Raw genomic sequence first — 24,649 nt, 5'->3', positions numbered from 1 at the left:
CGTTCCCCGGGGGCTCACCCGTCTCGGTACCGCGGTACCCGTCGTACTTCAGTAGCGGTACTGCTCGTACTCGCCGGAGCCCTGGTACGGGTACTGCTGCTGCTGCGGCTGCTGCTGCTGCTGCTGCTGCTGCGGGTACTGGCTCTGGTCGTCCCCGGGGTAGCCCGCGGCCGCCCCTTCGGTCGAGCGCTGCTGCGGCACCCACACCCCGCCGGGCGGGGTGTCCATCGAGTACTGCTGCTGCCCGCCCGCGCTCGCGTACGGGTCGGCGCCGGAGTAGGCGGCGTACGGGGTGTAGTCGTACGGCTGTTGCGGGATCACGGCCCCGCCCGTGCCGATGTACGGGTCCGAGTAGGCGGCGTAGACCTGCTGTTCGCCGCCCGCCGGGTAGCCCGCGGAGTAGTCGTAGCCGCCCTGGCCCTGCGGGTCGTAGCCCTGTCCGTCGTAGTAGGCCGCGTACTGGTGTGCGTCCTGCTCGGCCGTGGAGAACGGCGAGGCGAACGCCGCCGTCCGGCCCGCGTCGGCGGTGGGGGCGAAGCTCTGTATCCCGTACGAGCCCGTGTCCTCGGGCAGCGGCTCCGGGCTGTAGAAATCCTCGGTCGCGGCCTGGAACTGCGGCTCCGGCTGCGCCTGGTCGGGCGCGTCGGCCCGGTCCGCCCCCTCGGCGTCCGGCGCCGTCCCGTCGGGCCCGTACTCCAGCGCGGTCACCTGGAGCGCGGGCTCGGGGCGCGCACCGCCCGCCCGGCGGCGCCGGTTCTGCTTCCGTACGGGCTCGCCGCCGCGGCGCAGCGCCCAGCCGGCCTCGAAGCCCTTGCGGAAGGAGAGCGTCACCAGGGTCTGGCCCACGGCGAACGCGGCCGCGCCGATGCCGATGACCGCCACCGACGGCAGCACCACCCCGGCGACCACACCGAGGAACCCGGCGAACGCGAGCAACCGCCAGCGCAGCCGGGCCTTGTACTGCATCAGGACCTCGGCAAGCAGCCACAGCGCGACGAAACCGAACGCGATGTAGAGGACCGTCATTCCCATGCGTGGCACCTCTCGGTACGGCCAACCGCCCAGGAAACGGGGGCCAGCCGATCAGGCCCGCTGGTGCAGGCCCAGGTTCTCGTAGATCTCGAGAGTCGCCGTGGAATTGTTCAGCGTGATGAAGTGCAGCCCCGGGACACCCTCGGACAGCAGCCGCGCGCAGAACTCCGTGGCGAACTCGATCCCAATGGAGCGTACAGCGGCTGCATCGTCCTTGACGGCGAGCATGCGCTCTTTCACGGCCGCGGGGAAGACTGCGTTGCTGAGTTGTGGCAGCCGGTCGAGCTGCTTGACGCCCACAACAGGCATGACCTCGGGGATGATCGGGGTCTCGCAGCCCGCCTTCTGGGCGCTGTCGCGCAGCCTCAGATAATTCTCCGGATCGAAGAACATCTGGGTGATCGCATAGTCGGCGCCGGCACGGCACTTGTCCACGAAGTGACGGATGTCCGTGTCCCAGTCCTCCGAGCGCGGGTGCATGTCGGGGAAGGCCGCGACGCCCACGCAGAAGTCGCCGGACTCCTTGACCAGCCGGACCAGGTCGGCGGCGTAGTGGACGCCCTCGGGGTGCGCGACCCAGGGACCCATGGGGTCGCCCGGCGGGTCGCCGCGCAGGGCCAGCATGTTGCGGATGCCGGCGTCGGCGAACTGACCGATCACGTGGCGCAGCTCGGCGATGGAGTGGTCGACCGCGGTGAGGTGCGCGACGGGTGTCAGGGTGGTGTCGGCGGCGATCTCCTGGGTGGCCTTGACGGTGCCGCCGCGGGTGGAGCCGCCGGCCCCGTAGGTCACGGAGACGAAGCTCGGGCCCACCGCCTCGATCCGGCGCAGCGCGTTCCAGAGATTGCGCTCGCCCTTCTCCGTCTTGGGGGCCCAGAACTCGAAGGAGTACGACGGGCTCCCGGACGCCAGCAGGTCGCGGACCGTGCGTGCACGGTCCGTGCGGGTGGAAGCGGTACCAAGGGCCATACGGGCAGGTTAGACGCGCCTTCGCGGACGCCGAAGCCGTGTCCGCCTTTTGGACACGTTTTTGGACACCTGCACGGGCGCCCCGAGAAGACTTAGGCGGAAACGCGCTCGCGGACCCGCTTGGCCAGGTCGGCGGCGGCCGCGCCCGGGTCCGGGGCCTCGGTCAGCGCGCGGACGACCACGATGCGGGTGGCTCCGGCGTCGAGGACCTCGTCGAGGTTGCCGGCGTCGATGCCGCCGATGGCGAACCAGGGGCGGGCGGGGGCCAGCGAGGCCGTGTACCGGACGAGGTCGAGGCCGGGGGCGTACCGGCCGGGCTTGGTGGGGGTGGGCCAGCAGGGGCCGGTGCAGAAGTAGTCCACACCCGGCTCGGCGACGGCGGCGTCGACCTCGGACTCGGCGTGGCAGGACCGGCCGATCAGGACGGACTCGCCGAGGATCGCGCGGGCGGCGGGCACCGGGATGTCGCCCTGGCCCAGGTGCAGCACGTCGGAGCCGATGGCGTGGGCGACGTCGGCGCGGTCGTTCACGGCGAGGAGCCGGCCGTGGCGGCGCGCGGCGTCGGCGAACACCTGGAGGTGTTCGAGCTCCTCGCCGGCCTCCATGCCCTTGTCCCGGAGCTGGACGATGTCCACGCCGCCGGCCAGGACCGCGTCGAGGAACTCGGGGAGGTCCCCCTGCCGCTTGCGGGCGTCCGTGCACAGGTAGAGCCGGGCGTCGGACAGCTGGGCGCTCGCGGACACGTTCGCGGACATGGGTACCCCCCGGGGTGGATGCGGTGCACGGGCCGTCCAGAGCCCGCGCACCGCGGATGGATCAGGCGGCTCGGATCACCCGGGCCGCCGGGGTGCTCCGGCGCTCCGGTGCTCGGGTCGCTCGGGTCGCTCGGGTCGCTCGGGTCAGAGGGCGAGCGCCTGAGCGCGGCGCTTCACCTCCGTGCCGCGATTCTCGCTCAGCGCCTGGACGGGGGTGCCGGGCAGGGTCGGGTCCGGGGTGAACAGCCACTCCAGGATCTCCTGGTCGGAGAAGCCGTCGTCGCGGAGCACGGTCAGCAGGCCGACCAGGCCCTTGACGATCTTGTCGCCGTCGATGAAGGGGGCGGGCACCTGGAGCGAACGGTTCTCGCCCCGGCGTACGGCGATCAGCTGACCTTCCTTGACCAGCTGGCGGACCCGGGTCACTTCGATGTCGAGCATCTCGGCGATGTCGGGGACGTACAGCCAGGCGGGGACAAGGGCATCGATCTTTGCGTCAATCTCGGTCACGGGGACAAGCCTGCCACCTCGGACCGACACCCGGTACCCGAGCCGACCCGTCCGGGCCCCCGGACCTCCTCCGCACCCGGCTCGTACGGTGCTAGACCAGCGCCGATTTCAGCGGGACCGCGGGATCGGCGACCTTGGCCGGATCCACCGGGGCCCCCGTCTCGATCAGCTTCCGCCCCTGCGCCAGGTCGCGCGGCCGGCCCACCGCCAGGACCGCGGCCAGCGCCCCGTCCCGGAGCCAGCACACCGACCACGCCGCCTCGGCGGGGTCCCCGCGCCACAGCAGCTCGTCGGCGCCCGCGTGGTGCCCCGCGTACTGCACGAAGCGCCCGAACTGCTCCGACCAGAAGTACGGCACCGGGTCGTAGACCTGCGCCGCGGTCCCCGCCACGATGTTCGCCGCGACCACCCGCGGCCCCTGCAGGGCGTTGTCCCAGTGGTGCACCAGCAGCCGCGCCCCGTAGCGGGCCGACGGGAACGACGCGCAGTCGCCGACCGCGTACACCCCGGGCAGGGAGGTGCGCAGGTACTCGTCCGCCACGACCGCGCCGTCCGGCCCGAGCTCGACCCCCGAGTCCGCCAGCCACCGGGTCGCCGGCCGGGCCCCGATGCCCACCACCACCGCGCCCGCGGGCAGCTCCCGCCCGTCCGCGAGCAGGACCCGCCCGGACTCCACCGAGGAGACCCTGGCCCCGGTCAGCAGGGCGGCCCCGGCCTCCTCGTACCAGTGGGCCATGGGGGCCGCGACCTCCGCGGGCAGCGCCCCGGCCAGCACCCGGTCCGCCGCCTCGACCACCGTCACCGCGCAGCCCGCCGTGCGCGCCGCGGTGGCGAACTCGGCGCCGATCCAGCCCGCCCCGACCACCACGGTCGCCGGGGTCCGGGCCAGCACCGGCCGCAGCCGGGCCGCGTCGTCCAGGGTGCGCAGCAGGTGCACGCCTTGGACGCCCTCGGACCCGGGCAGGGTCAGCGGTTCGGCGCCGGTCGCCAGGACGAGCACCTCGTACGGGACCGGCCCCGCCTCGGTGTCCAGCTCGCGCTCGGCGGCCCGCAGCCCGGTGACCTCCACCCCTAGCCGGAGCACGACGCCGAGCCCCTCGAAGTCCACGTCGAACGCGGAGTCCTCGGCCTTGCCGAGCAGCACCGCCTTCGACAGCGGCGGCCGGTCGTAGGGCTGGTGGGGCTCGGCGCCCAGCAGGGTCACGGGACCGCGCCACCCCTGCTCCCGCAGCGCGACCGCGGTCTGCACCCCGGCCATTCCGGCGCCGACGATGACGACGCCGCTCTGAGTCTGTTCCGTCTGCTCGCTCACACCGCCCACCCTAGCGATCTGACGCTTCGTCAGGAACAGCGGCCCGGCGCGGCGGCCGGGGAGGCAGCCTTACCCGCCCCCGGCGCCGGGGTTAGGCTGGCGCCCGTACCTATCGCGGGAGTCCGGGCGGACCGGGCTGAGAGGGAGGCTGAGCGGCCTCCGACCGTACGAACCTGATCCGGGTCATGCCGGCGAAGGGAGGGGCTGGACGCCCATGCACTCATCTCGGAAGGGATCCGAAGCGGGATCCCCAGGGTCCACAGGGTCCACAGGGTCCACAGCGGCCACACGGGCCACGAGGTCCACAGGGGCCACGGGATCCGACGTCCTCGTCATCGGGGGCGGGATCATCGGCCTGGTCACCGCCTGGCGGGCGGCCCGGCGCGGGCTGCGGACCGTACTCGCCGATCCGGCGCCCGGCGGCGGCGCCGCACAGGTCGCGGCCGGCATGCTCGCCGCCGTCACGGAGCTGCACTACGGCGAGGAGACCCTGCTGGGCCTCAACGTCGCCTCGGCCGCCCGCTACCCCGAGTTCGCCGCCGAGCTGGCCGAGGCCAGCGGCGGGATGGACATCGGCTACCGCGCCTGCGGCACCCTCGCCGTGGCCCTCGACGCCGACGACCGGCTGCACCTGCGCGAACTGCACGCCCTCCAGCGCCGCTGCGGTCTGGAGTCCGAATGGCTCACCGGCCGCGAGTGCCGCCGCCTGGAGCCGATGCTGGCTCCCGGCGTGCGGGGCGGGCTGCGCGTGGACGGCGACCACCAGGTCGATCCGCGCCGGCTGGCGGCCGCGCTGCTGGCCGCCTGCGAGGGCGCCGGCGTGGAGATCCGCCGGACGGCCGCGGAACGGCTGCTGACCGCCGCCGACCGAGCCGTCGGCGCACGGCTCGACGACGGTACGGAGCTGCGCGCCGACCAGGTGGTCCTGGCCGCGGGCTCGCTCAGCGGCCGGCTGGCCGGCGTACCGGCGCAGGTGCTGCCTCCGGTACGGCCGGTGAAGGGGCAGGTGCTGCGGCTCGCGGTGCCGGCGGCATACGCGCCGTTCCTGTCGCGGACGGTACGGGCGGTGGTCCGCGGCAGCCACGTGTACCTGGTGCCGCGCGAGAACGGCGAGCTCGTCATCGGGGCCACCAGCGAGGAACTCGGCTGGGACACCACGGTCACTGCCGGCGGGGTGTACGAGCTCCTGCGCGATGCGCACGAGTTGGTGCCCGGCATCACCGAACTGCCGCTGACCGAGACCCGGGCCGGACTGCGGCCCGGGTCCCCGGACAACGCCCCGCTGCTCGGCCCGACCGACCTGCCCGGCCTGCACCTGGCCACCGGGCACTACCGCAACGGGGTGCTGCTGACCCCGCTCACCGGCGACGTGATGGCGGAGCTGCTGACCACCGGCACGCTGCCGGAGATCGCCCGACCGTTCACCCCGCGCCGGTTCTCCGCCGCACGTCAGGAGTCGTACGCATGACCATCTCCGTCAACGGCGAGCCGCGCGACATCGCGGCCGGCACCACGCTCGACGCGGTGGTCGCCACCCTGACCGCGGCGCCGTCCGGCGTCGCGGCCGCACTGAACGAGACCGTGGTCCCGCGCGGGCAGTGGCCGCTCACGCCGGTCGGCGAGGGCGACCGGGTCGAGGTCCTCACCGCGGTACAGGGAGGCTGAGCGCGATGGCGGACGACGCTTTCGTACTGGGCGGCCGGACCTTCTCGTCCCGTCTGATCATGGGGACGGGCGGGGCGCCGAGCCTGGACGTCCTGGAACGGGCGCTGATCGCGTCCGGTACGGAGCTCACGACGGTGGCGATGCGGCGGCTGGACCCGACGGTCCAGGGCTCGGTCCTGTCGGTGCTGACCCGGCTGGGGATCGCGGTGCTGCCGAACACCGCCGGGTGCTTCACGGCGGGCGAGGCGGTGCTGACGGCGCGCCTCGCGCGGGAGGCGCTGGGCACGGACTGGATCAAGCTGGAGGTCGTGGCCGACGAGCGGACCCTGCTGCCGGACGGGGTGGAGCTGCTGGACGCGGCGGAGACGCTGGTGGACGAGGGCTTCACGGTCCTGCCGTACACGAACGACGACCCGGTGCTGGCGCGCAAGCTGGAGGACGTGGGCTGCGCGGCGATCATGCCGCTGGGGTCCCCGATCGGCTCCGGGATGGGCATCCGGAACCCGCACAACTTCGAGCTGATCGCGGAGCGTGCCGGGGTTCCGGTGATCCTGGACGCGGGGGCGGGCACGGCCTCGGACGTGGCGCTGGCGATGGAGCTGGGCTGCGCGGCGGTGATGCTGGCCTCGGCGGTGACCCGGGCGCAGGCGCCGGTCCTGATGGCGGCGGCCATGCGGGACGCCGTCTCGGCGGGCCGCCTGGCGTACCGGGCGGGCCGCATCCCCCAGCGCCGCTTCGCGGAGGCCTCGTCCCCGGCCCGAGGCCGAGCCGCCCTGGACCCGGAGCGCCCGGCGTTCTGAGGGGGCGTACGAGCTCACGCGCGTGAGCTCGTACGTTCCCCTCACGTCACAGCTGCGCTGCAACCGCACCCGCCCCTGGTCGGCCGCTGCGCAGACGCTCGTAGAATCGCCGGGTGGATACGACCCTGGATGACCCCCTCGTCGGCCAGACGCTCGACGGCCGCTACCGCGTCGACGCCCGCATCGCGGCCGGCGGCATGGCGACGGTCTACCGGGCCGTCGACACCCGCCTCGACCGCGTACTCGCCCTCAAGGTGATGCACCCGGCGCTCGCCGCCGACGCCGGCTTCGTCGACCGCTTCATCCGGGAGGCCAAGTCCGTCGCCCGCCTCGCGCACCCCAACGTCGTCGCCGTCTTCGACCAGGGAACCGACGGGCCCTACACGTACCTCGCCATGGAGTACGTCTCCGGCTGCACCCTGCGCGACGTGCTGCGCGAGCGCGGCGCGCTCCAGCCCCGCGCGGCCCTCGACATCGTGGAGCCGGTCCTCGCCGCCCTGGGTGCCGCCCACCGCGCCGGGTTCGTGCACCGCGACATGAAGCCCGAGAACGTCCTGATCGGCGACGACGGCCGGGTCAAGGTCGCGGACTTCGGCCTGGTCCGCAGCGTCGACACCGTCACCAGCACGACCGGCGCCGTCCTCGGCACCGTCTCCTACCTCGCCCCCGAGCAGATCGAGAACGGCGTCACCGACACCCGCGTGGACGTCTACGCCTGCGGTGTCGTCCTGTACGAGATGCTCACCGGCTCCAAGCCGCACACCGGCGGCACCCCCGCCCAGGTGCTCTACCAGCACCTCCACGAGGACGTGCCGCCCCCGTCGGCCGCCGTCCCGGGGCTGCCCGCCATCCTGGACCAGCTCGTCACGTACGCCACCGCCCGCGATCCGGAGCTGCGGCCCACCGACGCCGCCGGACTGCTCGGGCTGGTGCTCGACGCCCGCGCGCTGCTCGGCGACGCCGAGCTGGACGCGGTGCCGCCGCAGGCGCGTGCCGAGGACCGGAGCCCCACCGAGGACCGCACCAGCGTGATCCCGCGGCCCCTCGCGGCGCAGCCGCCCGTACAGCAGACGTCCCGGCTGGAGCGCCCCGACCGCCCGGAGGCCGCGCCGGCCCACTCCCAGACCCGGGCACCCGCCTCGCGCAGACCGCGCCGCGGCACGCTGCTCGTCATCGTCGGTGTGCTGCTCGCGCTCGGGATCGGCACCGGGGTCTGGTACATCGGCTCGGGCCAGTTCACCAAGGTCCCCAATCTGCTCGGGAAGACCGAGGCGCAGGCCAAGTCCGAGCTGTCCGCGGCCGGCCTCGGCGTGAAGCGGGTCGACCGTAAGTTCAGCGACAGCTTCGACCGCGGGACGGTGATGAACTCCGACCCCGAGAGCGGCAAGCGCATCCGCGGCAACGGCGCGGTGGTGCTCACGGTCTCGCGCGGCCCGGAGGTCGTCGTCGTACCGGACGTGACGGGCAGGCCGCTGGAGGACGCCAAGGCCGAGCTGACCAAGAGCGGTCTGGCGCCCGGCATGGTCACGCAGGCGTTCAGCCAGGACATCGCCCAGGGTTCGGTGATCTCCACGGACCCGAAGGGCGGGCAGAAGCGGTCGACCGACACGGCGGTCGCGCTCGTGGTCAGCAAGGGCCGGCCGGTGCAGGTGACGAACGTGGTCGGACGCCCCCTGGACCAGGCGCGGGCCGCCCTGCAGGACCTCGGCCTCAAGGTCGAGACGGCCGCCGAGCAGGTCAATTCGCCGTTCCCGGCCGGTACGGTCGCCAACCAGTCGATCGGCGCCGGCGCCCAGGCCGCGACCGGTGACACGGTGACGCTCACCGTGTCCAAGGGCCCCCGGCAGATCCCGGTGCCGAACGTGGTCGGCCAGGAGGCGGACGTGGCCCGCAAGACGCTGGAGGCGGCCGGTTTCAAGGTGAAGGTGGAGCGGCCGTTCCTGTCCTTCAGCAACACGGTGGACGCCCAGTCGGTGCCGGGCGGCCAGAGCGCCCCCGAGGGCAGCACGATCGTCCTGCGGACCAAGGGGCTGTAGCGGTATGGGTCAGGAAACGCGCAATCCTGTGGGCGGGCACGTCCCCGTCGCCGGCGGGCTCGCCTCGGTGGGGCTGACGTACGCGCGGGAGATGGGCGCCGAGGCCGTCCAGGTCTTCGTCGCCAATCCGCGCGGCTGGGCCACTCCGGTGGGGAACCCGGCGCAGGACGAGCTGTTCCGCAGTCAGTGCGCGCAGGAGTCGATCCCGGCGTACGTCCACGCCCCGTACCTGATCAACTTCGGCTCGCACACCGAGGCGACCGTCGAGAAGTCGGTGGAGTCGCTGCGGCACTCGCTGCGCCGCGGCCGGGAGATCGGCGCGCTCGGGGTCGTCGTGCACACCGGTTCGGCGACCGGAGGGCGCCCGCGCGAGGCCGCGTACGCACAGGTCAGGGAGCACATGCTGCCGCTGCTGGACGAGCTGACGCACGACGACGACCCGTTCCTGCTGCTGGAGTCCACGGCCGGGCAGGGGTCCTCGCTGTGCTCGCGGACCTGGGACTTCGGTCCGTACTTCGAGGCGCTCGACCACCACCCGAAGCTCGGGATCTGCCTGGACACCTGCCACGTCTTCGCCGCCGGGCACGATCTGGCGGAGCCGGGCGGGACGAAACAGACGCTGGACCTGCTGGTGGAGACGGTGGGCGAGGGGCGGCTGAAGCTGATCCACGCGAACGACTCGAAGGAGGGCGTGGGCTCCCACAAGGACCGCCACGCCAACATCGGGCAGGGCCACATCGGCCGGGACGCCTTCGCCGAGCTGTTCGCGCACCCCGCGATGGCGGGCGTCCCGCTGATCACCGAAACTCCGGGCGGGAAGGAGGGCCACGCGGCGGACGTGGCCCTGCTGAAGGAACTGCGCGGGCTTCACTGACGGACAGGGCGAGCTGGGCCATGGCCGCCAAGGCCACCCTCCACTGCCTCACCGGATGCGCCGTCGGCGAGGTGCTCGGCATGGTCATCGGCACGGCACTGGGCTGGGGAAACGTTCCGACGATGATCCTGGCGATCGTCCTGGCGTTCTTCTTCGGCTACGCGCTCACCCTGCGCGGGATCCTCGCCGCGGGCGTGGACCTGCGTACGGCCGTCCGGGGGGCGCTGGCGGCGGACACCCTTTCGATTACCGTCATGGAGCTGATCGACAACGGTGTGATCGCGCTCTGGCCGGGAGCGATGGACGCGCACCTCTCGGAGGGGCTGTTCTGGATCGCGCCGGCGATCTCGCTCGCGCTCGCCTTCGTCGTGACGACCCCGGTCAACAAATGGCTGATCGGCCGTGGCAAGGGCCACGCGGTCGTCCACCAGTACCACTGACGGGCCCGCCGGACGACATGGCCTACAGCTCGGGGCCGTCCCCCGGCTCCTCCTGGTACGAGTAGCGCTGCTCGCGCCAGGGGTCGCCGATGTTGTGATAGCCGCGCTCCTCCCAGAAGCCGCGGCGGTCGGCGGTCATGTACTCGATGCCGCGGACCCACTTCGGGCCCTTCCACGCGTACAGGTGCGGCACCACGAGCCGCACCGGGAAACCGTGTTCGGCGGTGAGCAGTTCGCCGCCCTCGTGGGTGGCGAAGACGGTCCGGTCGGTGGCGAAGTCAGCCAGCCGCAGATTGGAGCTGAAGCCGTACTCGGCCCACACCATCACATGCGTGACCTGCGGCGACGGCGGTGCCAGGGCGAGTATGTCGCTGGCGAGGACCCCGCCCCACTCCGCGCCCGGCATGCTGAACTTCGTCACGCAGTGCAGGTCCGCCACGACCGATTCGAACGGCAGGGCCGTGAACTCCTCGTGGTTCCAGCAGCGCTTCTCACCGTCGGCGGTGGCCCCGAAGACGCGGAACTCCCACCGGTCCGGCTTGAACTTGGGGACCGGGCCGTAGTGGGTGACCGGCCAGCCGCGCTGCAGCCGCTGCCCCGGAGGAAGCTCCAGTTGCTCTGCTCCCGGAGATTCCCGGCTTTCCGGCTGACCCATACCTCCATGGTGACAGACGCGGCAGGGTGGTCACGACCAGGTATGCCCCTATACGGGCAAGTCACGCCAACTCACACTAAGGAGGCACTTACTGGACGGCCCCCTGCGGCGGTGCAAGGATGCGCGCACTCCCCCAGTCACGGCTGGGGCGATACCCCCAGCCCCGTCACGTAGCTGACACTGCCTGGAAGGAGCCTCTGCGATGCAGGGCGACCCCGAGGTCCTCGAGTTTCTGAACGAGCAGTTGACCGGCGAGCTCACGGCGATCAACCAGTACTGGCTCCACTACCGGATCCAGGACAACAAGGGTTGGACGAAGCTCGCGCACTACACCCGTGCCGAGTCCATCGACGAGATGAAGCACGCGGACAAGATCACCGAGCGCATCCTGATGCTGGACGGGCTGCCGAACTACCAGCGGCTCTTCCACGTCCGGGTCGGCCAGACCCTGACGGAGATGTTCCAGGCGGACCGGCAGGTCGAGGTCGAGGCCATCGACCGCCTCAAGCGGGGGATCGAGGTGATGCGCGGCAAGGGCGACGTGACCTCGGCGCGGCTCTTCGAGGACATCCTGGCGGACGAGGAGCACCACATCGACTACCTCGACACCCAGCTGGAGCTCATCGAGAGCATCGGGGAGCCGCTCTACATCGCGCAGCAGATCGAGCAGCCGGAGAGCTGAGCCCCGGCCGAACCCCGGCCGAGCCCCCGCGCCCGGGCCTTACGCGGCTTCCGCGAGCTCCGGGTCGGCGGCCAGCACGGCGGCCGCGTTGCCCTTCTCCAGCAGCTCCCGGCGCGGGCAGGCCCCGCGGCCCAGGATGCCCTGGATGGTGCGTACGCAGGATCCGCAGTCGGTGCCGGCCTTGGTGACCGAGGCGATCTGGCGAGGGGTGCAGGCCCCGGCGGCCGCGTGGTCCTTGACCTGCTTGTCGGTGATCCCGAAGCAAGAGCAGACGTACACGCGGTTCACCTCCCTGACAGGAATGGCTTCTGCAGCCATCCCGTATTCGGTGAGGCTTACCTAACCGTACCTAAAGTGAGGCCTACCTAAAAGCCCTGGAAACGACTGTGGGGCACGGATCACATCGATCCGTGCCCCACAGTCGTACGTATCTACAGAGGGATCCGCCCTACGTACTGATCCGCCTACTGGTCGCGGTACATCTCGGCGACCAGGAAGGCCAGGTCCAGGGACTGGCTGCGGTTGAGCCGCGGGTCGCAGGCCGTCTCGTAGCGCTGGTGCAGGTCGTCGACGAAGATCTCGTCGCCGCCGCCCACGCACTCGGTGACGTCGTCACCGGTGAGCTCGACGTGGATGCCGCCCGGGTGGGTACCCAGGGCCTTGTGGACCTCGAAGAAGCCCTTGACCTCGTCGAGCACGTCGTCGAAACGGCGCGTCTTGTGGCCGGAGGCCGCCTCGAAGGTGTTGCCGTGCATCGGGTCGGTGACCCAGGCGACGGTCGCGCCCGAGGCCGTGACCTTCTCGACCAGCTCGGGGAGCTTGTCGCGGACCTTGTCGGCGCCCATGCGGACGACGAAGGTCAGCCGGCCCGGCTCGCGCTCGGGGTCCAGGCGGTCGATGTACGTCAGCGCCTCGTCCACGGTGGTGGTCGGGCCGAGCTTGATGCCGAGCGGGTTGGCGATCTGCGAGCAGAACTCGATGTGCGCGTGGTCCAGCTGGCGGGTGCGCTCACCGACCCAGACCATGTGGCCGGAGGTGTCGTACAGCTTCCCGGTGCGGGAGTCCGTACGGGTCAGCGCGCCCTCGTAGTCGAGCAGCAGCGCCTCGTGGGAGGCGTAGAACTCGACGGCCTTGAACTCGGCCGGGTCGGTGCCGCACGCCTTCATGAAGTTCAGCGCGTTGTCGATCTCCCGCGCGAGCTGCTCGTAGCGCTGCCCCGAGGGGGAGGACTTCACGAAGTCCTGGTTCCAGGCGTGCACCTGGCGCAGGTCGGCGTAACCACCGGTGGTGAAGGCGCGCACCAGGTTCAGCGTCGACGCGGACGCGTGGTACATGCGCTTCAGCCGCTCGGGGTCCGGGATCCGGGCCTCTTCGGTGAAGGCGAAGCCGTTGACGGAGTCGCCGCGGTAGGTCGGCAGGGTGACGCCGTCGCGGGTCTCGGTGTCCTTGGAGCGCGGCTTGGAGTACTGGCCGGCGATGCGTCCGACCTTGACGACGGGCACGGAGGCCGCGTACGTCAGGACGGCACTCATCTGGAGCAGCGTCTTCAGCTTGGCGCGGATGTGGTCGGCGGACACGGCGTCGAAGGCCTCGGCGCAGTCGCCGCCCTGCAGCAGGAACGCCTCGCCCTTGGCGACGGCTCCCAGACGGGCGCGCAGCTGGTCGCACTCGCCCGCGAAAACGAGCGGAGGATACGACTCGAGGTCCGCGACGACAGCGCGCAGTGCCTCGGCATCGGGGTACGAAGGCTGCTGCGCCGCGGGAAGGTCTCGCCAGGTCGCCTTGGCGGCGGGGGCTTGGGTTTCAGCGTTCACGGTCACCTCGTACACATTACGGCGTCTTGCGCCACGTCCAGCCCGGCGCCCACTCCGTGAGACAGGTGTCTCTGCGGACGCGCGGGGACGCGTGGGGGCTCGCAGGCGGGCTCACGGGTGGGCTATCGTCGGCGGCATGTACGCGCACTCGAACCAGAACTGGTGGTGGCCCGCTCCCGGCGGCCCACTTCTCGCGCGTACCCACTGACACGCACGACGCGAAGGCCGCCCGAGGGGCGGCCTTCGGTGTTTTCCGGGCCCGGCCGCTCCTCCTTCACCCCGCTTCACGGAGAAGGACGCCACCCCATGCAACCCACCAGCACCAGCAGCACGCCCGACCCGCTCCGCCGCCTGCTCGACGACGAGTCCTGCCCGCCGTTCGCCCTGCTGCGCCGCCGGACCCCCGGCCGCGACCACGACACCGTCGAGGTGCTGATCGGCCCGGTGCACGAGGCCGGGCGCCTCGCCGAGCTGCCCGTACGGGAGCTGCCCACCCTCGCCCTCGTGCCGTTCCGGCAGATCCGCGAGCGCGGGTTCGACGTACGCGACGACGGCACGCCGCTGGCCGTGCTGAGCGCCGAGGAGGCGTACGAGATCCCCCTCGCGCAGGCGCTGGCCGCGCTGCCGGACCACCCGGTGCGGGTCGAGGACGGCGGCTTCGACGTGCCCGACGAGGAGTACGCGGCCACCGTCGAGCGCGTGATCCGGGACGAGATCGGCCGCGGCGAGGGGGCGAACTTCGTCATCCGGCGCACGTACGAGGGCCGGATCGACGGCTTCGGGCGGGCCGACGCGCTCGCGCTGTTCCGGCGGCTGCTGGTGGGCGAGCGGGGCGCGTACTGGACGTACGTCGTCCACACCGGGGAGAACACGCTGGTCGGGGCCAGCCCGGAGGTACACGTACGGATGTCCGGTGGCACGGTGGTGATGAACCCGATCAGCGGGACGTACCGCTATCCGGCCGGGGGCCCGACCGCCGAGTCCCTCCTCGCCTTCCTCGGCGACCGCAAGGAGACCGAGGAGCTGTCCATGGTCGTGGACGAGGAGCTCAAGATGATGTGCACGGTCGGCGACCGGGGCGGGGTCGTCGTCGGGCCGCGGCTGAAGGAGATGGCGCACCTCGCGCACACCGAGTACGAGCTGCGCGGCCGGTCCTCGCTGGACGTACGGGAGGTGCTGCGCGAGACGATGTTCGCGGCGACGGTGACGGGATCGCCGGTGCAGAACGCCTGCCGGGTGATCGAGCGGTACGAGGCGGGCGGGCGCGGCTACTACGCGGGTGCGCTGGCCCTGCTGGGCGTGGACGCCTCGGGCTCCCAGACGCTGGACTCGCCGATCCTGATCCGGACCGCGGACATCGCGGCGGACGGCGCGCTGCGGGTGCCGGTGGGCGCGACGCTGGTGCGGCACTCGGACCCGGCGGGCGAGGTCGCGGAGACGCACGCGAAGGCCGCGGGGGTGCTGGCGGCGCTCGGGGTCCGCCCGGCGGCGCCGCGGGCGGCCTTCGAGGGGGCACGGCTCGGGGAGGACCCGCGGGTCCAGGCGGCGCTGGCGGCCCGGCGGGCGGACCTGGCCCCGTTCTGGCTGCGGATGCAGGAGCGGCCGGCGGCCGTGACCGGCCACGCCCTGGTGGTGGACGGCGAGGACACCTTCACGGCGATGCTGGCGCACGTGCTGCGGGTGACGGGGCTGGAGGTGACCGTACGCCGCTACGACGATCCCGGGCTGCGGGAGGCGGCCCTGTCGTGGACCGGCCCGATCGTCATGGGCCCGGGGCCGGGGAACCCGGCGGACACCACCGACCCGAAGATGCGGATGCTGCGCGCGCTGGCCGGCGAACTGCTCGCGGGACACCGGCACGGCCTGCTCGGCGTCTGCCTGGGCCACGAGCTGCTGGCGGCCGAACTGGGCCTGCCGCTGATCCGCAAGGCGGAGCCGGCGCAGGGGGCGCAGACCCGGATCGACTTCTTCGGCAGGGAGGAGGTGGTGGGCTTCTACAACACGTACACGGCGCACTGCCCCGACGAGGCGGCCGGCCGGCTGGCCGACCAGGGCGTGGAGATCTCCCGCGACCCGGCGACGGCGGAGGTCCACGCCCTCCGGGCCCCCACCTTCGCGGGAGTCCAGTTCCACCCGGAGTCCATCCTCACCCTGGGCGGCGCGCAGCTGCTGCACGAGCTGCTGGCGGGCCTGCGCGCCGCCGCCCCGGCGTAGAGCCCGGGCCCGCCGTGCGGGGGCCGTCCCCGGCCCCCGCACAGCCGGAGCCGTTATGCCGAGGTGGGGTTCTTGCGGCGGGCGGCGAAGCTCCGTACCAGCTGGGCGGCCAGGATCGGGCCGAGCACCGCCATGCCGACGAGGAACGCCGTGAGGTTCCCGAAGGCCAGTGCCAGCGCCACCGGTACGCCGACGGCCGGATCCGCGAACTCCAGCCACGGGTCCACCCGCTCCCCCGGCCGGGAACGGAGCGCGGGCCGCAGGGCCCATACGGCGTGCACGAGCTGTATCGCGGCGAAGGTGAGCAGGATCCAGCGGCCCGCGGAAGGTATGTCCACGGGGGCGAATCTAGGCCATGCGCCCGCGCCGCGCGCATCGCCCCGGCCTGAACTCGGGGCGAACTCGCGTCACTCGGGGACCAACGTGTTCTCCGACCTCCGCCCCGCCACGTAGTCCGCCACGTTCCGGACCGTCGTCTCGATGATCTGGCCCACCGCATCGTGCGTGTAGTACGCCTGGTGCGAGGTCACCACGACGTTCGGGAACGTGATCAGCCGCGCCATGGTGTCGTCCTCGACGGCCTCCAGCGACTTGTCCAGGAAGAAGAGCCCGGCCTCCGCCTCGTACACGTCCAGCCCCACCCCCTCGAACCGCCCCGCCCGCAGCTCCGACACCAGCGCATCCGTGTCGATCAGCCCGCCCCGGCTGGAGTTCACCAGGATCGCGTCGTCCTTCATCATCCGCAGCGCCGCCGCGTCGATGAGGTGGTGCGTCGACTCCAGCAGCGGTACGTGCAGGCTGACCAGGTCCGCCGAGGTGAGCAGCTCCTCCTTGTCCACGTACTTCATGCCCAGCTCCACGCACGCCGGGTTCTCCGCGACGTCCCAGCCCAGCAGGTTCGTGCCGAACCCGTGCGCGATCCGCGTGAACGCCTCGCCGATCCTGCCGGTCCCGAGCACCCCCACCGTACGGCCGCGCATGTCGCGGCCCATCAGCCCGTTCAGCCGGAAGTCGAAGTCCCGTGTCCGGTTCGAGGCCCGGACGATCCGCCGGTTCACGGCCATCGCCAGGGTCCACGCGAACTCGGCCACGGAGTACGGGGAGTAGTACGACACCCGGCTCACCGTCATGCCGAGCTGCCGGGCGACGTCCAGGTCGATGTTGTTGAAGCCCGTCGAGCGCTGGGCGATCATCCTCGTCCCGCCCCCGGCCAGGGTCCGCAGGACCCGCCCGCCCAGGTCCGCGTTCACGCTCGACGAGACGACCTCGTACCCGGCCGCGATGGGGGCGGTGTCCTCGGTGAGGAAGACGTCCAGGCAGCGCACCTCGTGCTGTCCGGCGGCCGCGAACGCCCTCTCGATCAGCGGCCTCTCGTCGCCCTGCACCCCGAATGCCAGGATTTCCACGTTCGCTCCCGTGCTGTGCACAACCAAACGGACCATGGGTCGTTTCGTCACTTTACGTCCGATACGACCCACAGCCCGCGCACCCGCCCCGGGTCAGCTGCCCCGACTCACCCGCTCCGGATCAGCCGAAGAACACCCCGACCTCCTTGTACAGCGCCGGGTCCACCGTCTTCAGCTTCGCCGTCGCGTCCGCGATCGGCACCCGCACGATGTCCGTCCCCTTGAGCGCGACCATCTTCCCGAAGTCGCCGTCGTGCACGGCGTCGATCGCGTGCAGCCCGAACCGCGTCGCCAGCCACCGGTCGAACGCGCTCGGCGTACCGCCTCGCTGGACGTGCCCGAGCACCGTGGTCCGCGCCTCCTTGCCGGTCCGCGCCTCGATCTCCTTGGCCAGCCACTCCCCCACGCCCGACAGCCGGACGTGCCCGAACGAGTCGGTCGTGGCGTCCTTCAGCACCATCTCCCCGTCCTTGGGCATGGCCCCCTCCGCGACCACCACGATCGGCGCGTAGCTCGCCTTGAACCGGGAGGTCACCCACGCGCACACCTGGTCCAGGTCGAAGCGCTGCTCCGGGATGAGGATCACGTTGGCGCCACCCGCCAGCCCCGAGTGCAGGGCGATCCAGCCGGCGTGCCGGCCCATCACCTCCACGACCAGCACCCGCATGTGCGACTCGGCCGTGGTGTGCAGCCGGTCGATGGCCTCCGTGGCGATGCCCACCGCCGTGTCGAAGCCGAAGGTGTAGTCGGTGGCCGACAGGTCGTTGTCGATGGTCTTCGGGACGCCGACGCACGGGATGCCGTACTCCCCGTACAGCCGCGCGGCCACGCCCAGGGTGTCCTCGCCGCCGATCGCGACGAGGGCCTCGACCTCGTACTTGGCGAGGTTCTCCTTGATCCGCCGGACCCCGTTCTCCTGCTTGAACGGGTTGGTCCGCGAGGAGCCGAGGATGGTGCCGCCGCGCGGCAGGATGCCGCGGACGGCGGGGATGCCGAGCGGGACGGTGTCGCCCTCGATCGCGCCGCGCCAGCCGTCCTTGAACCCGACGAAGTCGCACCCGTACTCCTGGACGCCCTTGCGGACGACGGCCCGGATGACCGCGTTGAGACCGGGGCAGTCGCCGCCGCCCGTCAGCACTCCGACCTTCATGGAATCTCCCTTCGCCACAGGGCCCACTGAGCCCGCATGACGGTCACGCTAGTGGTGACTCAGGTCACAGCAAGGGCCTGGGAAGGGTCAATTCCGGTGAAATCACGGGGTGTTGCGTCCCCCCGTTCACTCGTACGAGGACATGAGTACGACGTACGAGACGGTGAACGTCCCCCATTACGCGTCGTCGAGGCCACGCTCTATCGCGTAACGGACGAGCTCCACCCGGTTGTGCAGCTGGAGCTTGCCCAGGGTGTTCTGCACGTGGTTCTGCACCGTGCGGTGCGAGATGACGAGGCGCTCCGCGATCTGCTTGTACGAGAGCCCCTTGGCCACCAGCCGCAGCACCTCGGTCTCCCGGTCGGTCAGCTGGGGGACCTTCGGCTCGTCGGCGGCGGCGGGCGCCGGGTCGGTGGCCAGTCTCCGGTACTCGCCGAGCACCAGCCCGGCCAGGCCCGGGGTGAACACCGGGTCGCCGGCCGCGGTGCGGCGCACGGCGTCGATCAGCTCCTGGGCGCCCGCGGACTTCAGCAGGTAGCCGGTGGCCCCGGACTTCACCGCCTCCAGGACGTCGGCGTGCTCACCGCTCGCGGACAGGACCAGGACGCGCAGCGCGGGGTTGGCGCCGACGAGCTCCTTGCAGACCTGCACCCCGGGCATGCCCGGCAGGTTGAGGTCGAGGACCAGGACGTGGGGGGCGGCCGGGACGGCCCGGCGGACGGCCTCGGGGCCGTCGCCGGCCGTGGCGACCACGTCGAATCCCGCGGCGGCGAGGTCGCGGGCGACCGCGTCCCGCCACATCGGGTGGTCGTCGACGACCATCACCTTGATCTCGTGCGGCTGCGGCTGCGGCTCGGCGGTCTTGCTCACTGGGTTCTCCCCCTCGGTACTTTCAGTTCCACTTCGGTGCCCTGCCCGGGGACGGACACCAGCTCGGCGCTGCCGCCGAGGTCCCGCAGCCGGCCGCGGATGGACAGGGCCACGCCCATCCGGCCCTCGCCCTCGGCCTGGTCGAGCCGGCCCGCCGGGATGCCCGGGCCGTCGTCGCGGACGGTCACGATCACCTCGTCGCCCCAGTCCTCGACCAGGATCCACGCCCGGGCCCCGTCCCCGGCGTGCTTGCGCACGTTGTCGAGGGCGGCCCCGACGGCCGCGGCCAGCTCCTTCGCCGCGGGCACCGGCAGCGGCACCGGCGCACCCGGCTCGGCGAAGCTGACCCGGGATCCGGCGTGCGGCGCGAGCAGGCACCGCAGGTCCAGCTCGCCCTCGTCGGCGCCGGGTTCCTCCACCTCGTACGTGTCCACCAGCGCGCCGAGCGACTCGTCCCGGGAGATCCGGGAGGCGGGCATCAGCCCGCTGGAGACCAGGGTGCGCAGCGCCACCTCCTGCTCCCCGGCCATCCGGCCGAGCTCGGCGGCCTCGCCGCCCAGCTCGGTGCCGCGCCGCTGGACCATGGCCAGGACCTGGAGGACCCCGTCGTGGATGTCGCGGGCGAGCCGCTCGCGCTCGCGGGTGGCGGCCTCGATCTCCAGGGCGCGGGCCAGGGTGGCCTCACTGGCCCGGGCGACCTCGACGACGTACCCGATGGCTATGGAGGCGACCCAGACCAGCAGCACGTTGTGCAGGGTGTCGCGGGTGGGCTCGCCGCCGTGGATGCCGACGTTCGCCACGGCCACGAAGGTCGAGGCGAAGCAGGCCCAGCGCCAGCCGCCCTTGATGGCGAAGGCGAGGACGGATCCCGCCGTCCAGATGGAGGGGAGGGTGGGGCCGCCCCCGGCGATCCGCGCGTGGGTGTCCGCGAGCGGGGTGAGCAGGATGCCGACGAGCGCGACGGTGAGGTCGGCGCCGAGGAAGCGCTTGGTGCAGCTGGCCGCGTTCGCCACCCGGCGGTGGGTCGCCAGGGTCCAGACGGCGAGTACGGCGAGGTAGCCGGCCGCGACCCAGGGCCGGTCGAAGTCCCGGTACGCCGAGGCGAACAGCAGGCCCGCGTAGACCGCGGTGATCAGCCGGTAGGCGGTCAGCGCCCGCCACAGCGGCTGCTCGACCGACATGCGCACGACACGCTCGCGTTTCGCCATCTCCCCCACCCCGTGCGGGCGATGCCGCCCGTGCTCTACTCCGCGGCCTTGTCGTTCTTCTCGGCGGCGGCCTTGGCGGCCTTCTCGGCCTTCTCCGCGTCGGCGATCTGCCGCTTGGCGGCCGTCGCGTAGATGTCGACGTACTCCTGGCCGGACAGCTTCATGATCTCGTACATGACCTCGTCGGTCACCGAGCGCAGGATGAAGCGGTCGCCGTCCATGCCCTGGTAGCGGCTGAAGTCCAGCGGCTTGCCGATCCGGATGCCGGGGCGCATCAGCTTGGGGACGACCTTGCCGGGCGGCTGGATCTTCTCCGTGTCGATCATCGCCACGGGGATCACCGGCGCCCCGGTGGCCAGGGCCACGCGGGCCAGTCCGCCGGGCTTGCCGCGGTAGAGGCGGCCGTCGGGTGAACGGGTCCCCTCGGGGTAGATACCGAACAGCTCCCCGCGCTCGATGACGTCGATACCGCTCTTGATCGCGGCCTCGCCCGCACCGCGCGCACCGGAGCGGTCCACGGGGAGCTGGCCGACGCCCTTGAAGAAGGCGGCCGTCAGCTTGCCCTTGACGCCCGGGGAGGTGAAGTACTCCGCCTTCGCGATGAAGGTGACCTTCCGGTCCAGCACGGCCGGCAGGAAGAAGGAGTCCGAGAAGGACAGGTGGTTGCTCGCGAGGATCGCCGGCCCCTCGGCGGGAATGTTCTCGAGGCCCTCCACCCACGGCCTGAAGGCGAGCTTCAGGGACCCCCCGATGGAGAACTTCATTGCGCCGTAGATCAACTCGAAAGCCTTCCTGTGTCTGTCGAACAGACCATATCCCCTGGCTCGGGGCGGAGGGGGCGACGACCCTGGTCGGTGTCACCCCCGTCGCGTACGGTGAAGTCACACAGCGCTACGCACCCCCCACCCGTCGAAGGAGACCCTGGTGCCCGTCCTCCCTGGAGCCGAGCCGTTCCGCCACGAGGGCGGAGAGGTCGGTGTCCTCCTCTGCCACGGCTTCACCAGTACCACTCAGTCCATGCGCCCGTGGGCGGAGTACCTGGCCGGGCGGGGTCTGACGGTCTCCGTACCGCTGCTGCCCGGGCACGGGACGCGGTGGCAGGACATGCAGCTCACCGGCTGGCAGGACTGGTACGCCGAGGTGGACCGGGCGCTGCGGGAGCTGCTGGAGACGTGCACGCAGGTGTTCGTCTTCGGGCTGTCGATGGGCGGGGCGCTGACCCTGCGGCTGGCGGCCCGGCACGGGGACGCCGTGCGCGGCATCGTCCTGGTCAACCCGGTCAACAAGATCAACGACCCGATGGCCTTCGCCCTTCCGGTGGCGCAGCACTTCCTGCGGTCCACCCCGGGCATCGCGAGCGACATCGCCAAGCCGGGCGTCGCCGAGGTCGGCTACACCCGGGTCCCGACCCGGGCCGCGGCCTCGCTGCGGCAGTTCCTGAGGCTGGTCGACACCGAGCTGCCGCAGGTCACGCAGCCGGTGCTGCTGCTGCACAGCGTGCAGGACCACGTCGTGAACCCGGCCGACTCGGCGCGGATCCTCGCGCGGATCTCGTCGACGGACGTCACCGAGACCCTGCTGGAACAGAGCTACCACGTCGCGACGTTGGACCATGACGCGGAGCAGATCTTCGCGGACAGTTATGCGTTCGTCGGGCGGCTCGCGGAGAGCGTCGGCAGGGAGGGGGCGGCCAGCGGTGGCTGAGCACGAGGAGTCCCCGGGGGGTGTCCCCCCGCTGGACGAGGAGGCGGCCTGGGCGGCGATCGTCGCCGGGTACGGCCAGGAGCCGCCGGACCCGCCGGGGGCGAGGCCGTTCCGGCCGATCGAGAACCTGATGCTGCCGGAGGAGGACGTCGAGCCGGAGCCTCCGGCTGCGGCGTCTGCGGAGCCGTCCGCGGAGTCGCCGGCGGAGCCTCCGCCGGCGCCGACGGTGTTGGGCAGCTCGGTGGTGTTCGCGCCGGGGGTGGGCGTCGGCGGTTCGGCGCCCGGGAACGGACCCCGGGACCACACCCCGGCGGAGCCGGACGAGAAGGACGAGGGGCACTTCGTCCCGCCGGAGCCGGAGCTGCCGCCGGCGGACACGACGGCGAAGTTCGCGTGGCTGGCGGTGGTGGGCGGGCCGCTGCTGCTGCTGGTGGCGGTGCTGCTGCAGTGGGACATGACGTGGTGGCTCACGACGCTGGGGATCGGCGGGTTCCTGGGCGGTTTCGCGACGCTCGTCGCGCGGATGTCGCAGGGCGATGACGAGGACGACGATCCGGGGCGCGGAGCCGTGGTCTGACCCTTCTTGACGCGCCGCTGCCTTCCCGACGCGCCGCTCGCGCGGCTGCGCCGGGCTCCGTCCGCCGGGAACCAGGGAAGGGCGGGAGTTTCGGTGCCGCTGCGCGGAGCCGCAACCCCCGCCCTTCCCTGGTTCCCCGGGGTCTGGGGCGGAGCCCCGGGTGGTCGGCTACGTCGGGACCGGGAGGCGAAGCGCGGCCAGGACCGGAAGGTGGTCCGTAGCCGCGGCGAGGTCTGCGGGGAGCAGGCCCGGCAGGTCCACCGGGGCGCCACAGGCCAGCACCTCCACGCCCTTCGTGGCGAAGACGGCGTCGATCCGCCGCTCCGGGGCCCGGGAAGGGAAGGTCGGCCCCCCGCCCCAGGGCGCGACGGCCCTGCAGTCCTGGAGCACACCGGCCAGCCGCGTGAACGAGGGCCCGGCCGGGCCCTCGTTGATGTCGCCGGCCGCGATCCCGTACGGCGCGCCCATCGCGGTGAGGCGGTCCAGCAAGAGGTCGGCCTGGGCCCGGCGTTCCGCCCCGTCCAACGACAGGTGCGCGCTGAGCACCGCCACCCGCGCGGCCCCGAAGCGGACCACCGCCGTGGCGAAGCCCCGCCGGTGCAGACCGGGCGTAGGGGGCAGCAGGACGTCCTCCGTCCGCTCCACGAAGGCCCGTAGCGAGCACAGGAGCAGCGGGCCCGCGGCCGTGGCGCCCCCGCTCAGCACCACCAGGTCCGTCTTCGCGGCCAGCCGCGCCGCGTGCTTGCGCCAGCGGAAGAACCGCGGGGCCTCCTGGATGAAGACCAGGTCGGGGGCGCAGGCGCGGATCACCCGGGCCAGCGCCTCCTCGTCGTCCCGCATCGAGCGGATGTTGTAGCTGAGGGCTCGGATCACCGCGGAACCGTCGGGTTCCGTCACAGAGTTCGGCAGCATGGACGGCAACATAGCCAGACTGCCCGCCGTGCCACAGAGGGCGCGGCGGGCAGTTCGGACAACAGCCGGTGTCAGCCCTGGCGGGCCAGGTCCGCCGCGCCCACGAGCCCGGCCTTGCCGCCGAGCTGCGCGGCCAGCACCTGCGCGTGCGGGCGCCAGGCGCCGCCGACCAGCCAGCGCTTGAAGGACTTGCGGATCGGGTCGAGGACGAGGTCGCCCTCGTCGGAGACCCCGCCGCCGACGATGAACGCCGACGGGTCGAAGAGCGAGGCCAGGTCGGCCAGGCCCGCGCCCGCCCAGCGGGCCAGCTCGCGGAAGGCGTCGATGGCCACCAGGTCACCGGCCCGTGCCGCCTCGCTGATGTGCTTGCCCTCGATGCCCTCGGGGGTACCGTCGCCGAGCGCGAGCAGGGCCACCGCGTTCTCGGGGGTGGCGTTGGCGCGCTGCTTCGCGTACCGGACGAGCGCGCGGCCGGAGGCGTACTGCTCCCAGCAGCCCTGGCTCCCGCACCCGCACAGCAGGCCGTCCGGGACCACCCGGATGTGCCCGAACTCGGCGGCCACGCCGAAGCGTCCGCGGCGCAGCTTGTTGCCGATGATGATGCCCCCGCCCAGGCCCGTGCCGAGCGTGATGCAGATGACGTCGTCGTGGCCCTGGCCGGCTCCGAAGCGGTACTCGCCCCAGGCCGCGCAGTTCGCGTCGTTCTCGACGACGACCGGCAGGCCGATGCGCTGCTCGACCTTGTCCTTGAGCGGCTCGTGGCGCCAGTTGATGTTCGGTGCGAAGAGCACCGTCGCGCGCTTGTCGTCCACGTATCCGGCGGCGCCGATGCCGACGGCCTCGATGGTGTGGTTGCTGCTGACTTCGGACACTGCGGCGCAGATAGCGTCCGTCACTCCGTCCGCGGTCGGCGGGGTGGGCACCTTGTACGTCTCAAGGATGGTGCCCTCTTCGTCGACCACGCCGGCCGCGATCTTCGTGCCGCCGATGTCGACGCCGATGGTGAGTGCCATTAGTCCCTCGGTTTCCGGTCAAACCCCGCCACGGCCAACGGTACCCGAGGG

The 24,649-nt window shown here is 72.3% G+C and carries 26 protein-coding genes and 1 riboswitch; of the genes, 10 read left to right on the top strand and 16 right to left on the bottom strand.

Going from position 1 to position 24,649, the window contains the following annotated elements; translation table 11 throughout:
* Nucleotides 1-48: 48 nt before the first annotated feature.
* From ACIQU4_RS24120 to ACIQU4_RS24100, 5 genes are all read right to left on the bottom strand, one after another.
* Nucleotides 49-1,032 (bottom strand): hypothetical protein, encoded by a 984-nt coding sequence (locus ACIQU4_RS24120; RefSeq protein WP_403734292.1) that lies wholly within the window; start codon nucleotides 1,030-1,032, stop codon nucleotides 49-51.
* Between the two features lie 51 nt (nucleotides 1,033-1,083).
* Nucleotides 1,084-2,001 carry a methylenetetrahydrofolate reductase [NAD(P)H] gene (metF, locus tag ACIQU4_RS24115; protein ID WP_403734289.1) on the bottom strand — a complete coding sequence of 306 codons (918 nt, stop codon included), beginning with the start codon at nucleotides 1,999-2,001 and terminating at the stop codon, nucleotides 1,084-1,086.
* A gap of 92 nt (nucleotides 2,002-2,093) precedes the next feature.
* A complete protein-coding gene (gene thiE / locus ACIQU4_RS24110; RefSeq protein ID WP_403734287.1) occupies nucleotides 2,094-2,756 on the bottom strand; it encodes a thiamine phosphate synthase in 663 nt (220 codons plus the stop codon).
* A gap of 144 nt (nucleotides 2,757-2,900) precedes the next feature.
* Nucleotides 2,901-3,266 (bottom strand): Rv2175c family DNA-binding protein, encoded by a 366-nt coding sequence (locus tag ACIQU4_RS24105; RefSeq protein WP_403734284.1) that lies wholly within the window; start codon nucleotides 3,264-3,266, stop codon nucleotides 2,901-2,903.
* Between the two features lie 91 nt (nucleotides 3,267-3,357).
* Nucleotides 3,358-4,578, bottom strand: a complete 1,221-nt coding sequence (locus ACIQU4_RS24100) for an NAD(P)/FAD-dependent oxidoreductase (protein ID WP_403734280.1) — start codon at nucleotides 4,576-4,578, stop codon at nucleotides 3,358-3,360.
* Between the two features lie 104 nt (nucleotides 4,579-4,682).
* Nucleotides 4,683-4,795: riboswitch (TPP riboswitch) on the top strand.
* On the opposite strand from ACIQU4_RS24100, the gene thiO reads away from it, so the two are divergent.
* From thiO to ACIQU4_RS24070, 6 genes are all read left to right on the top strand, one after another.
* Nucleotides 4,793-6,046 (top strand): glycine oxidase ThiO, encoded by a 1,254-nt coding sequence (thiO, locus tag ACIQU4_RS24095; protein ID WP_403734279.1) that lies wholly within the window; start codon nucleotides 4,793-4,795, stop codon nucleotides 6,044-6,046. (Overlaps the previous riboswitch by 3 nt.)
* Entirely contained in the window at nucleotides 6,043-6,243 is a 201-nt protein-coding gene (gene thiS / locus ACIQU4_RS24090) for a sulfur carrier protein ThiS (RefSeq protein ID WP_403734276.1), read from the top strand. Before thiO ends, thiS begins: the two co-directional genes overlap by 4 nt.
* Nucleotides 6,244-6,248: 5 nt before the next feature.
* Nucleotides 6,249-7,043 (top strand): thiazole synthase, encoded by a 795-nt coding sequence (locus tag ACIQU4_RS24085; protein ID WP_403734275.1) that lies wholly within the window; start codon nucleotides 6,249-6,251, stop codon nucleotides 7,041-7,043.
* A gap of 113 nt (nucleotides 7,044-7,156) precedes the next feature.
* Nucleotides 7,157-9,079 (top strand): Stk1 family PASTA domain-containing Ser/Thr kinase, encoded by a 1,923-nt coding sequence (pknB, locus tag ACIQU4_RS24080; RefSeq protein WP_403734272.1) that lies wholly within the window; start codon nucleotides 7,157-7,159, stop codon nucleotides 9,077-9,079.
* A 4-nt stretch (nucleotides 9,080-9,083) separates the two neighbouring features.
* Nucleotides 9,084-9,953 (top strand): deoxyribonuclease IV, encoded by an 870-nt coding sequence (locus tag ACIQU4_RS24075; RefSeq protein ID WP_403734269.1) that lies wholly within the window; start codon nucleotides 9,084-9,086, stop codon nucleotides 9,951-9,953.
* 20 nt (nucleotides 9,954-9,973) lie between these two features.
* Complete coding sequence (locus ACIQU4_RS24070; RefSeq protein WP_403734266.1) at nucleotides 9,974-10,393, top strand: DUF4396 domain-containing protein; 420 nt, start codon at nucleotides 9,974-9,976, stop codon at nucleotides 10,391-10,393.
* A 22-nt stretch (nucleotides 10,394-10,415) separates the two neighbouring features.
* Here ACIQU4_RS24070 and ACIQU4_RS24065 read toward each other — a convergent pair whose 3' ends face one another.
* Entirely contained in the window at nucleotides 10,416-11,048 is a 633-nt protein-coding gene (locus ACIQU4_RS24065) for a sulfite oxidase-like oxidoreductase (RefSeq protein ID WP_403734263.1), read from the bottom strand.
* Between the two features lie 202 nt (nucleotides 11,049-11,250).
* Here ACIQU4_RS24065 and bfr point away from each other — a divergent pair, with 202 nt between their 5' ends.
* On the top strand, nucleotides 11,251-11,730 hold the full coding sequence (bfr, locus tag ACIQU4_RS24060) for a bacterioferritin (RefSeq protein WP_030156056.1): 480 nt from the start codon (nucleotides 11,251-11,253) through the stop codon (nucleotides 11,728-11,730).
* A 39-nt stretch (nucleotides 11,731-11,769) separates the two neighbouring features.
* Here the strand turns inward: bfr and ACIQU4_RS24055 are convergent, their stop codons facing one another.
* Together ACIQU4_RS24055 and ACIQU4_RS24050 are read right to left on the bottom strand one after the other, a co-directional pair.
* The gene (locus ACIQU4_RS24055) at nucleotides 11,770-12,009 is read right to left on the bottom strand and encodes a bacterioferritin-associated ferredoxin (protein WP_030863597.1); all 240 of its coding nucleotides are present in this window, start codon (nucleotides 12,007-12,009) and stop codon (nucleotides 11,770-11,772) included.
* A gap of 185 nt (nucleotides 12,010-12,194) precedes the next feature.
* Nucleotides 12,195-13,559 (bottom strand): class II 3-deoxy-7-phosphoheptulonate synthase, encoded by a 1,365-nt coding sequence (locus ACIQU4_RS24050; RefSeq protein ID WP_384706323.1) that lies wholly within the window; start codon nucleotides 13,557-13,559, stop codon nucleotides 12,195-12,197.
* A gap of 291 nt (nucleotides 13,560-13,850) precedes the next feature.
* Here ACIQU4_RS24050 and ACIQU4_RS24045 point away from each other — a divergent pair, with 291 nt between their 5' ends.
* The gene (locus ACIQU4_RS24045; protein WP_403734258.1) at nucleotides 13,851-15,758 is read left to right on the top strand and encodes an anthranilate synthase family protein; all 1,908 of its coding nucleotides are present in this window, start codon (nucleotides 13,851-13,853) and stop codon (nucleotides 15,756-15,758) included.
* 53 nt (nucleotides 15,759-15,811) lie between these two features.
* On the opposite strand, the gene ACIQU4_RS24040 is transcribed toward ACIQU4_RS24045, so the two are convergent.
* The 6 genes from ACIQU4_RS24040 to ACIQU4_RS24015 all read right to left on the bottom strand — a co-directional run bounded on the left by ACIQU4_RS24040 (nucleotide 15,812) and on the right by ACIQU4_RS24015 (nucleotide 21,156).
* Complete coding sequence (locus ACIQU4_RS24040) at nucleotides 15,812-16,096, bottom strand: hypothetical protein (protein WP_403734252.1); 285 nt, start codon at nucleotides 16,094-16,096, stop codon at nucleotides 15,812-15,814.
* A 69-nt stretch (nucleotides 16,097-16,165) separates the two neighbouring features.
* Nucleotides 16,166-17,164, bottom strand: coding sequence for a 2-hydroxyacid dehydrogenase (locus tag ACIQU4_RS24035; protein ID WP_403734238.1), 999 nt, complete (start codon nucleotides 17,162-17,164; stop codon nucleotides 16,166-16,168).
* A gap of 121 nt (nucleotides 17,165-17,285) precedes the next feature.
* The gene (locus tag ACIQU4_RS24030; protein WP_403734235.1) at nucleotides 17,286-18,314 is read right to left on the bottom strand and encodes a 6-phosphofructokinase; all 1,029 of its coding nucleotides are present in this window, start codon (nucleotides 18,312-18,314) and stop codon (nucleotides 17,286-17,288) included.
* 177 nt (nucleotides 18,315-18,491) lie between these two features.
* Nucleotides 18,492-19,136, bottom strand: coding sequence for a response regulator (locus tag ACIQU4_RS24025; protein ID WP_403734938.1), 645 nt, complete (start codon nucleotides 19,134-19,136; stop codon nucleotides 18,492-18,494).
* Between the two features lie 44 nt (nucleotides 19,137-19,180).
* A complete protein-coding gene (macS, locus tag ACIQU4_RS24020; protein ID WP_403734232.1) occupies nucleotides 19,181-20,392 on the bottom strand; it encodes a MacS family sensor histidine kinase in 1,212 nt (403 codons plus the stop codon).
* Between the two features lie 35 nt (nucleotides 20,393-20,427).
* Entirely contained in the window at nucleotides 20,428-21,156 is a 729-nt protein-coding gene (locus tag ACIQU4_RS24015) for a lysophospholipid acyltransferase family protein (RefSeq protein ID WP_403734935.1), read from the bottom strand.
* Between the two features lie 160 nt (nucleotides 21,157-21,316).
* On the opposite strand from ACIQU4_RS24015, the gene ACIQU4_RS24010 reads away from it, so the two are divergent.
* Nucleotides 21,317-22,096 carry an alpha/beta hydrolase gene (locus tag ACIQU4_RS24010; protein ID WP_403734230.1) on the top strand — a complete coding sequence of 260 codons (780 nt, stop codon included), beginning with the start codon at nucleotides 21,317-21,319 and terminating at the stop codon, nucleotides 22,094-22,096.
* Nucleotides 22,089-22,673, top strand: a complete 585-nt coding sequence (locus ACIQU4_RS24005; RefSeq protein WP_403734228.1) for a hypothetical protein — start codon at nucleotides 22,089-22,091, stop codon at nucleotides 22,671-22,673. The genes ACIQU4_RS24010 and ACIQU4_RS24005 overlap by 8 nt, the downstream gene beginning before the upstream one ends.
* Nucleotides 22,674-22,841: 168 nt before the next feature.
* Here the strand turns inward: ACIQU4_RS24005 and ACIQU4_RS24000 are convergent, their stop codons facing one another.
* Together ACIQU4_RS24000 and ACIQU4_RS23995 are read right to left on the bottom strand one after the other, a co-directional pair.
* Nucleotides 22,842-23,597 (bottom strand): endonuclease/exonuclease/phosphatase family protein, encoded by a 756-nt coding sequence (locus tag ACIQU4_RS24000; protein WP_403734225.1) that lies wholly within the window; start codon nucleotides 23,595-23,597, stop codon nucleotides 22,842-22,844.
* A gap of 59 nt (nucleotides 23,598-23,656) precedes the next feature.
* Nucleotides 23,657-24,598 (bottom strand): ROK family glucokinase, encoded by a 942-nt coding sequence (locus tag ACIQU4_RS23995; RefSeq protein ID WP_403734222.1) that lies wholly within the window; start codon nucleotides 24,596-24,598, stop codon nucleotides 23,657-23,659.
* Nucleotides 24,599-24,649 lie beyond the last annotated feature (51 nt).

The sequence above is a fragment of the Streptomyces sp. NPDC090741 genome, from assembly GCF_044769045.1.
In the GTDB taxonomy this organism is placed as follows: Bacteria; Actinomycetota; Actinomycetes; order Streptomycetales; family Streptomycetaceae; genus Streptomyces.
This window is presented reverse-complemented; position numbering and strand designations above follow the sequence as displayed.

Excerpts from the sequence above, each read along its gene's own strand:
- ACIQU4_RS24000 (WP_403734225.1), bottom strand. The coding sequence starts at position 23,597 with ATGTTGCCGTCCATGCTGCCGAACTCTGTGACGGAACCCGACGGTTCC.
- ACIQU4_RS24015 (WP_403734935.1), bottom strand. The coding sequence starts at position 21,156 with ATGAAGTTCTCCATCGGGGGGTCCCTGAAGCTCGCCTTCAGGCCGTGG.
- thiO (WP_403734279.1), top strand. The coding sequence starts at position 4,793 with ATGCACTCATCTCGGAAGGGATCCGAAGCGGGATCCCCAGGGTCCACA.
- ACIQU4_RS24075 (WP_403734269.1), top strand. The coding sequence starts at position 9,084 with ATGGGTCAGGAAACGCGCAATCCTGTGGGCGGGCACGTCCCCGTCGCC.
- ACIQU4_RS24030 (WP_403734235.1), bottom strand. The coding sequence starts at position 18,314 with ATGAAGGTCGGAGTGCTGACGGGCGGCGGCGACTGCCCCGGTCTCAAC.
- ACIQU4_RS24045 (WP_403734258.1), top strand. The coding sequence starts at position 13,851 with ATGCAACCCACCAGCACCAGCAGCACGCCCGACCCGCTCCGCCGCCTG.
- thiE (WP_403734287.1), bottom strand. The coding sequence starts at position 2,756 with ATGTCCGCGAACGTGTCCGCGAGCGCCCAGCTGTCCGACGCCCGGCTC.
- thiS (WP_403734276.1), top strand. The coding sequence starts at position 6,043 with ATGACCATCTCCGTCAACGGCGAGCCGCGCGACATCGCGGCCGGCACC.
- bfr (WP_030156056.1), top strand. The coding sequence starts at position 11,251 with ATGCAGGGCGACCCCGAGGTCCTCGAGTTTCTGAACGAGCAGTTGACC.
- ACIQU4_RS24085 (WP_403734275.1), top strand. The coding sequence starts at position 6,249 with ATGGCGGACGACGCTTTCGTACTGGGCGGCCGGACCTTCTCGTCCCGT.
- ACIQU4_RS24025 (WP_403734938.1), bottom strand. The coding sequence starts at position 19,136 with ATGGTCGTCGACGACCACCCGATGTGGCGGGACGCGGTCGCCCGCGAC.
- ACIQU4_RS24120 (WP_403734292.1), bottom strand. The coding sequence starts at position 1,032 with ATGGGAATGACGGTCCTCTACATCGCGTTCGGTTTCGTCGCGCTGTGG.
- macS (WP_403734232.1), bottom strand. The coding sequence starts at position 20,392 with ATGGCGAAACGCGAGCGTGTCGTGCGCATGTCGGTCGAGCAGCCGCTG.
- ACIQU4_RS24070 (WP_403734266.1), top strand. The coding sequence starts at position 9,974 with ATGGCCGCCAAGGCCACCCTCCACTGCCTCACCGGATGCGCCGTCGGC.
- ACIQU4_RS23995 (WP_403734222.1), bottom strand. The coding sequence starts at position 24,598 with ATGGCACTCACCATCGGCGTCGACATCGGCGGCACGAAGATCGCGGCC.
- metF (WP_403734289.1), bottom strand. The coding sequence starts at position 2,001 with ATGGCCCTTGGTACCGCTTCCACCCGCACGGACCGTGCACGCACGGTC.
- ACIQU4_RS24065 (WP_403734263.1), bottom strand. The coding sequence starts at position 11,048 with ATGGGTCAGCCGGAAAGCCGGGAATCTCCGGGAGCAGAGCAACTGGAG.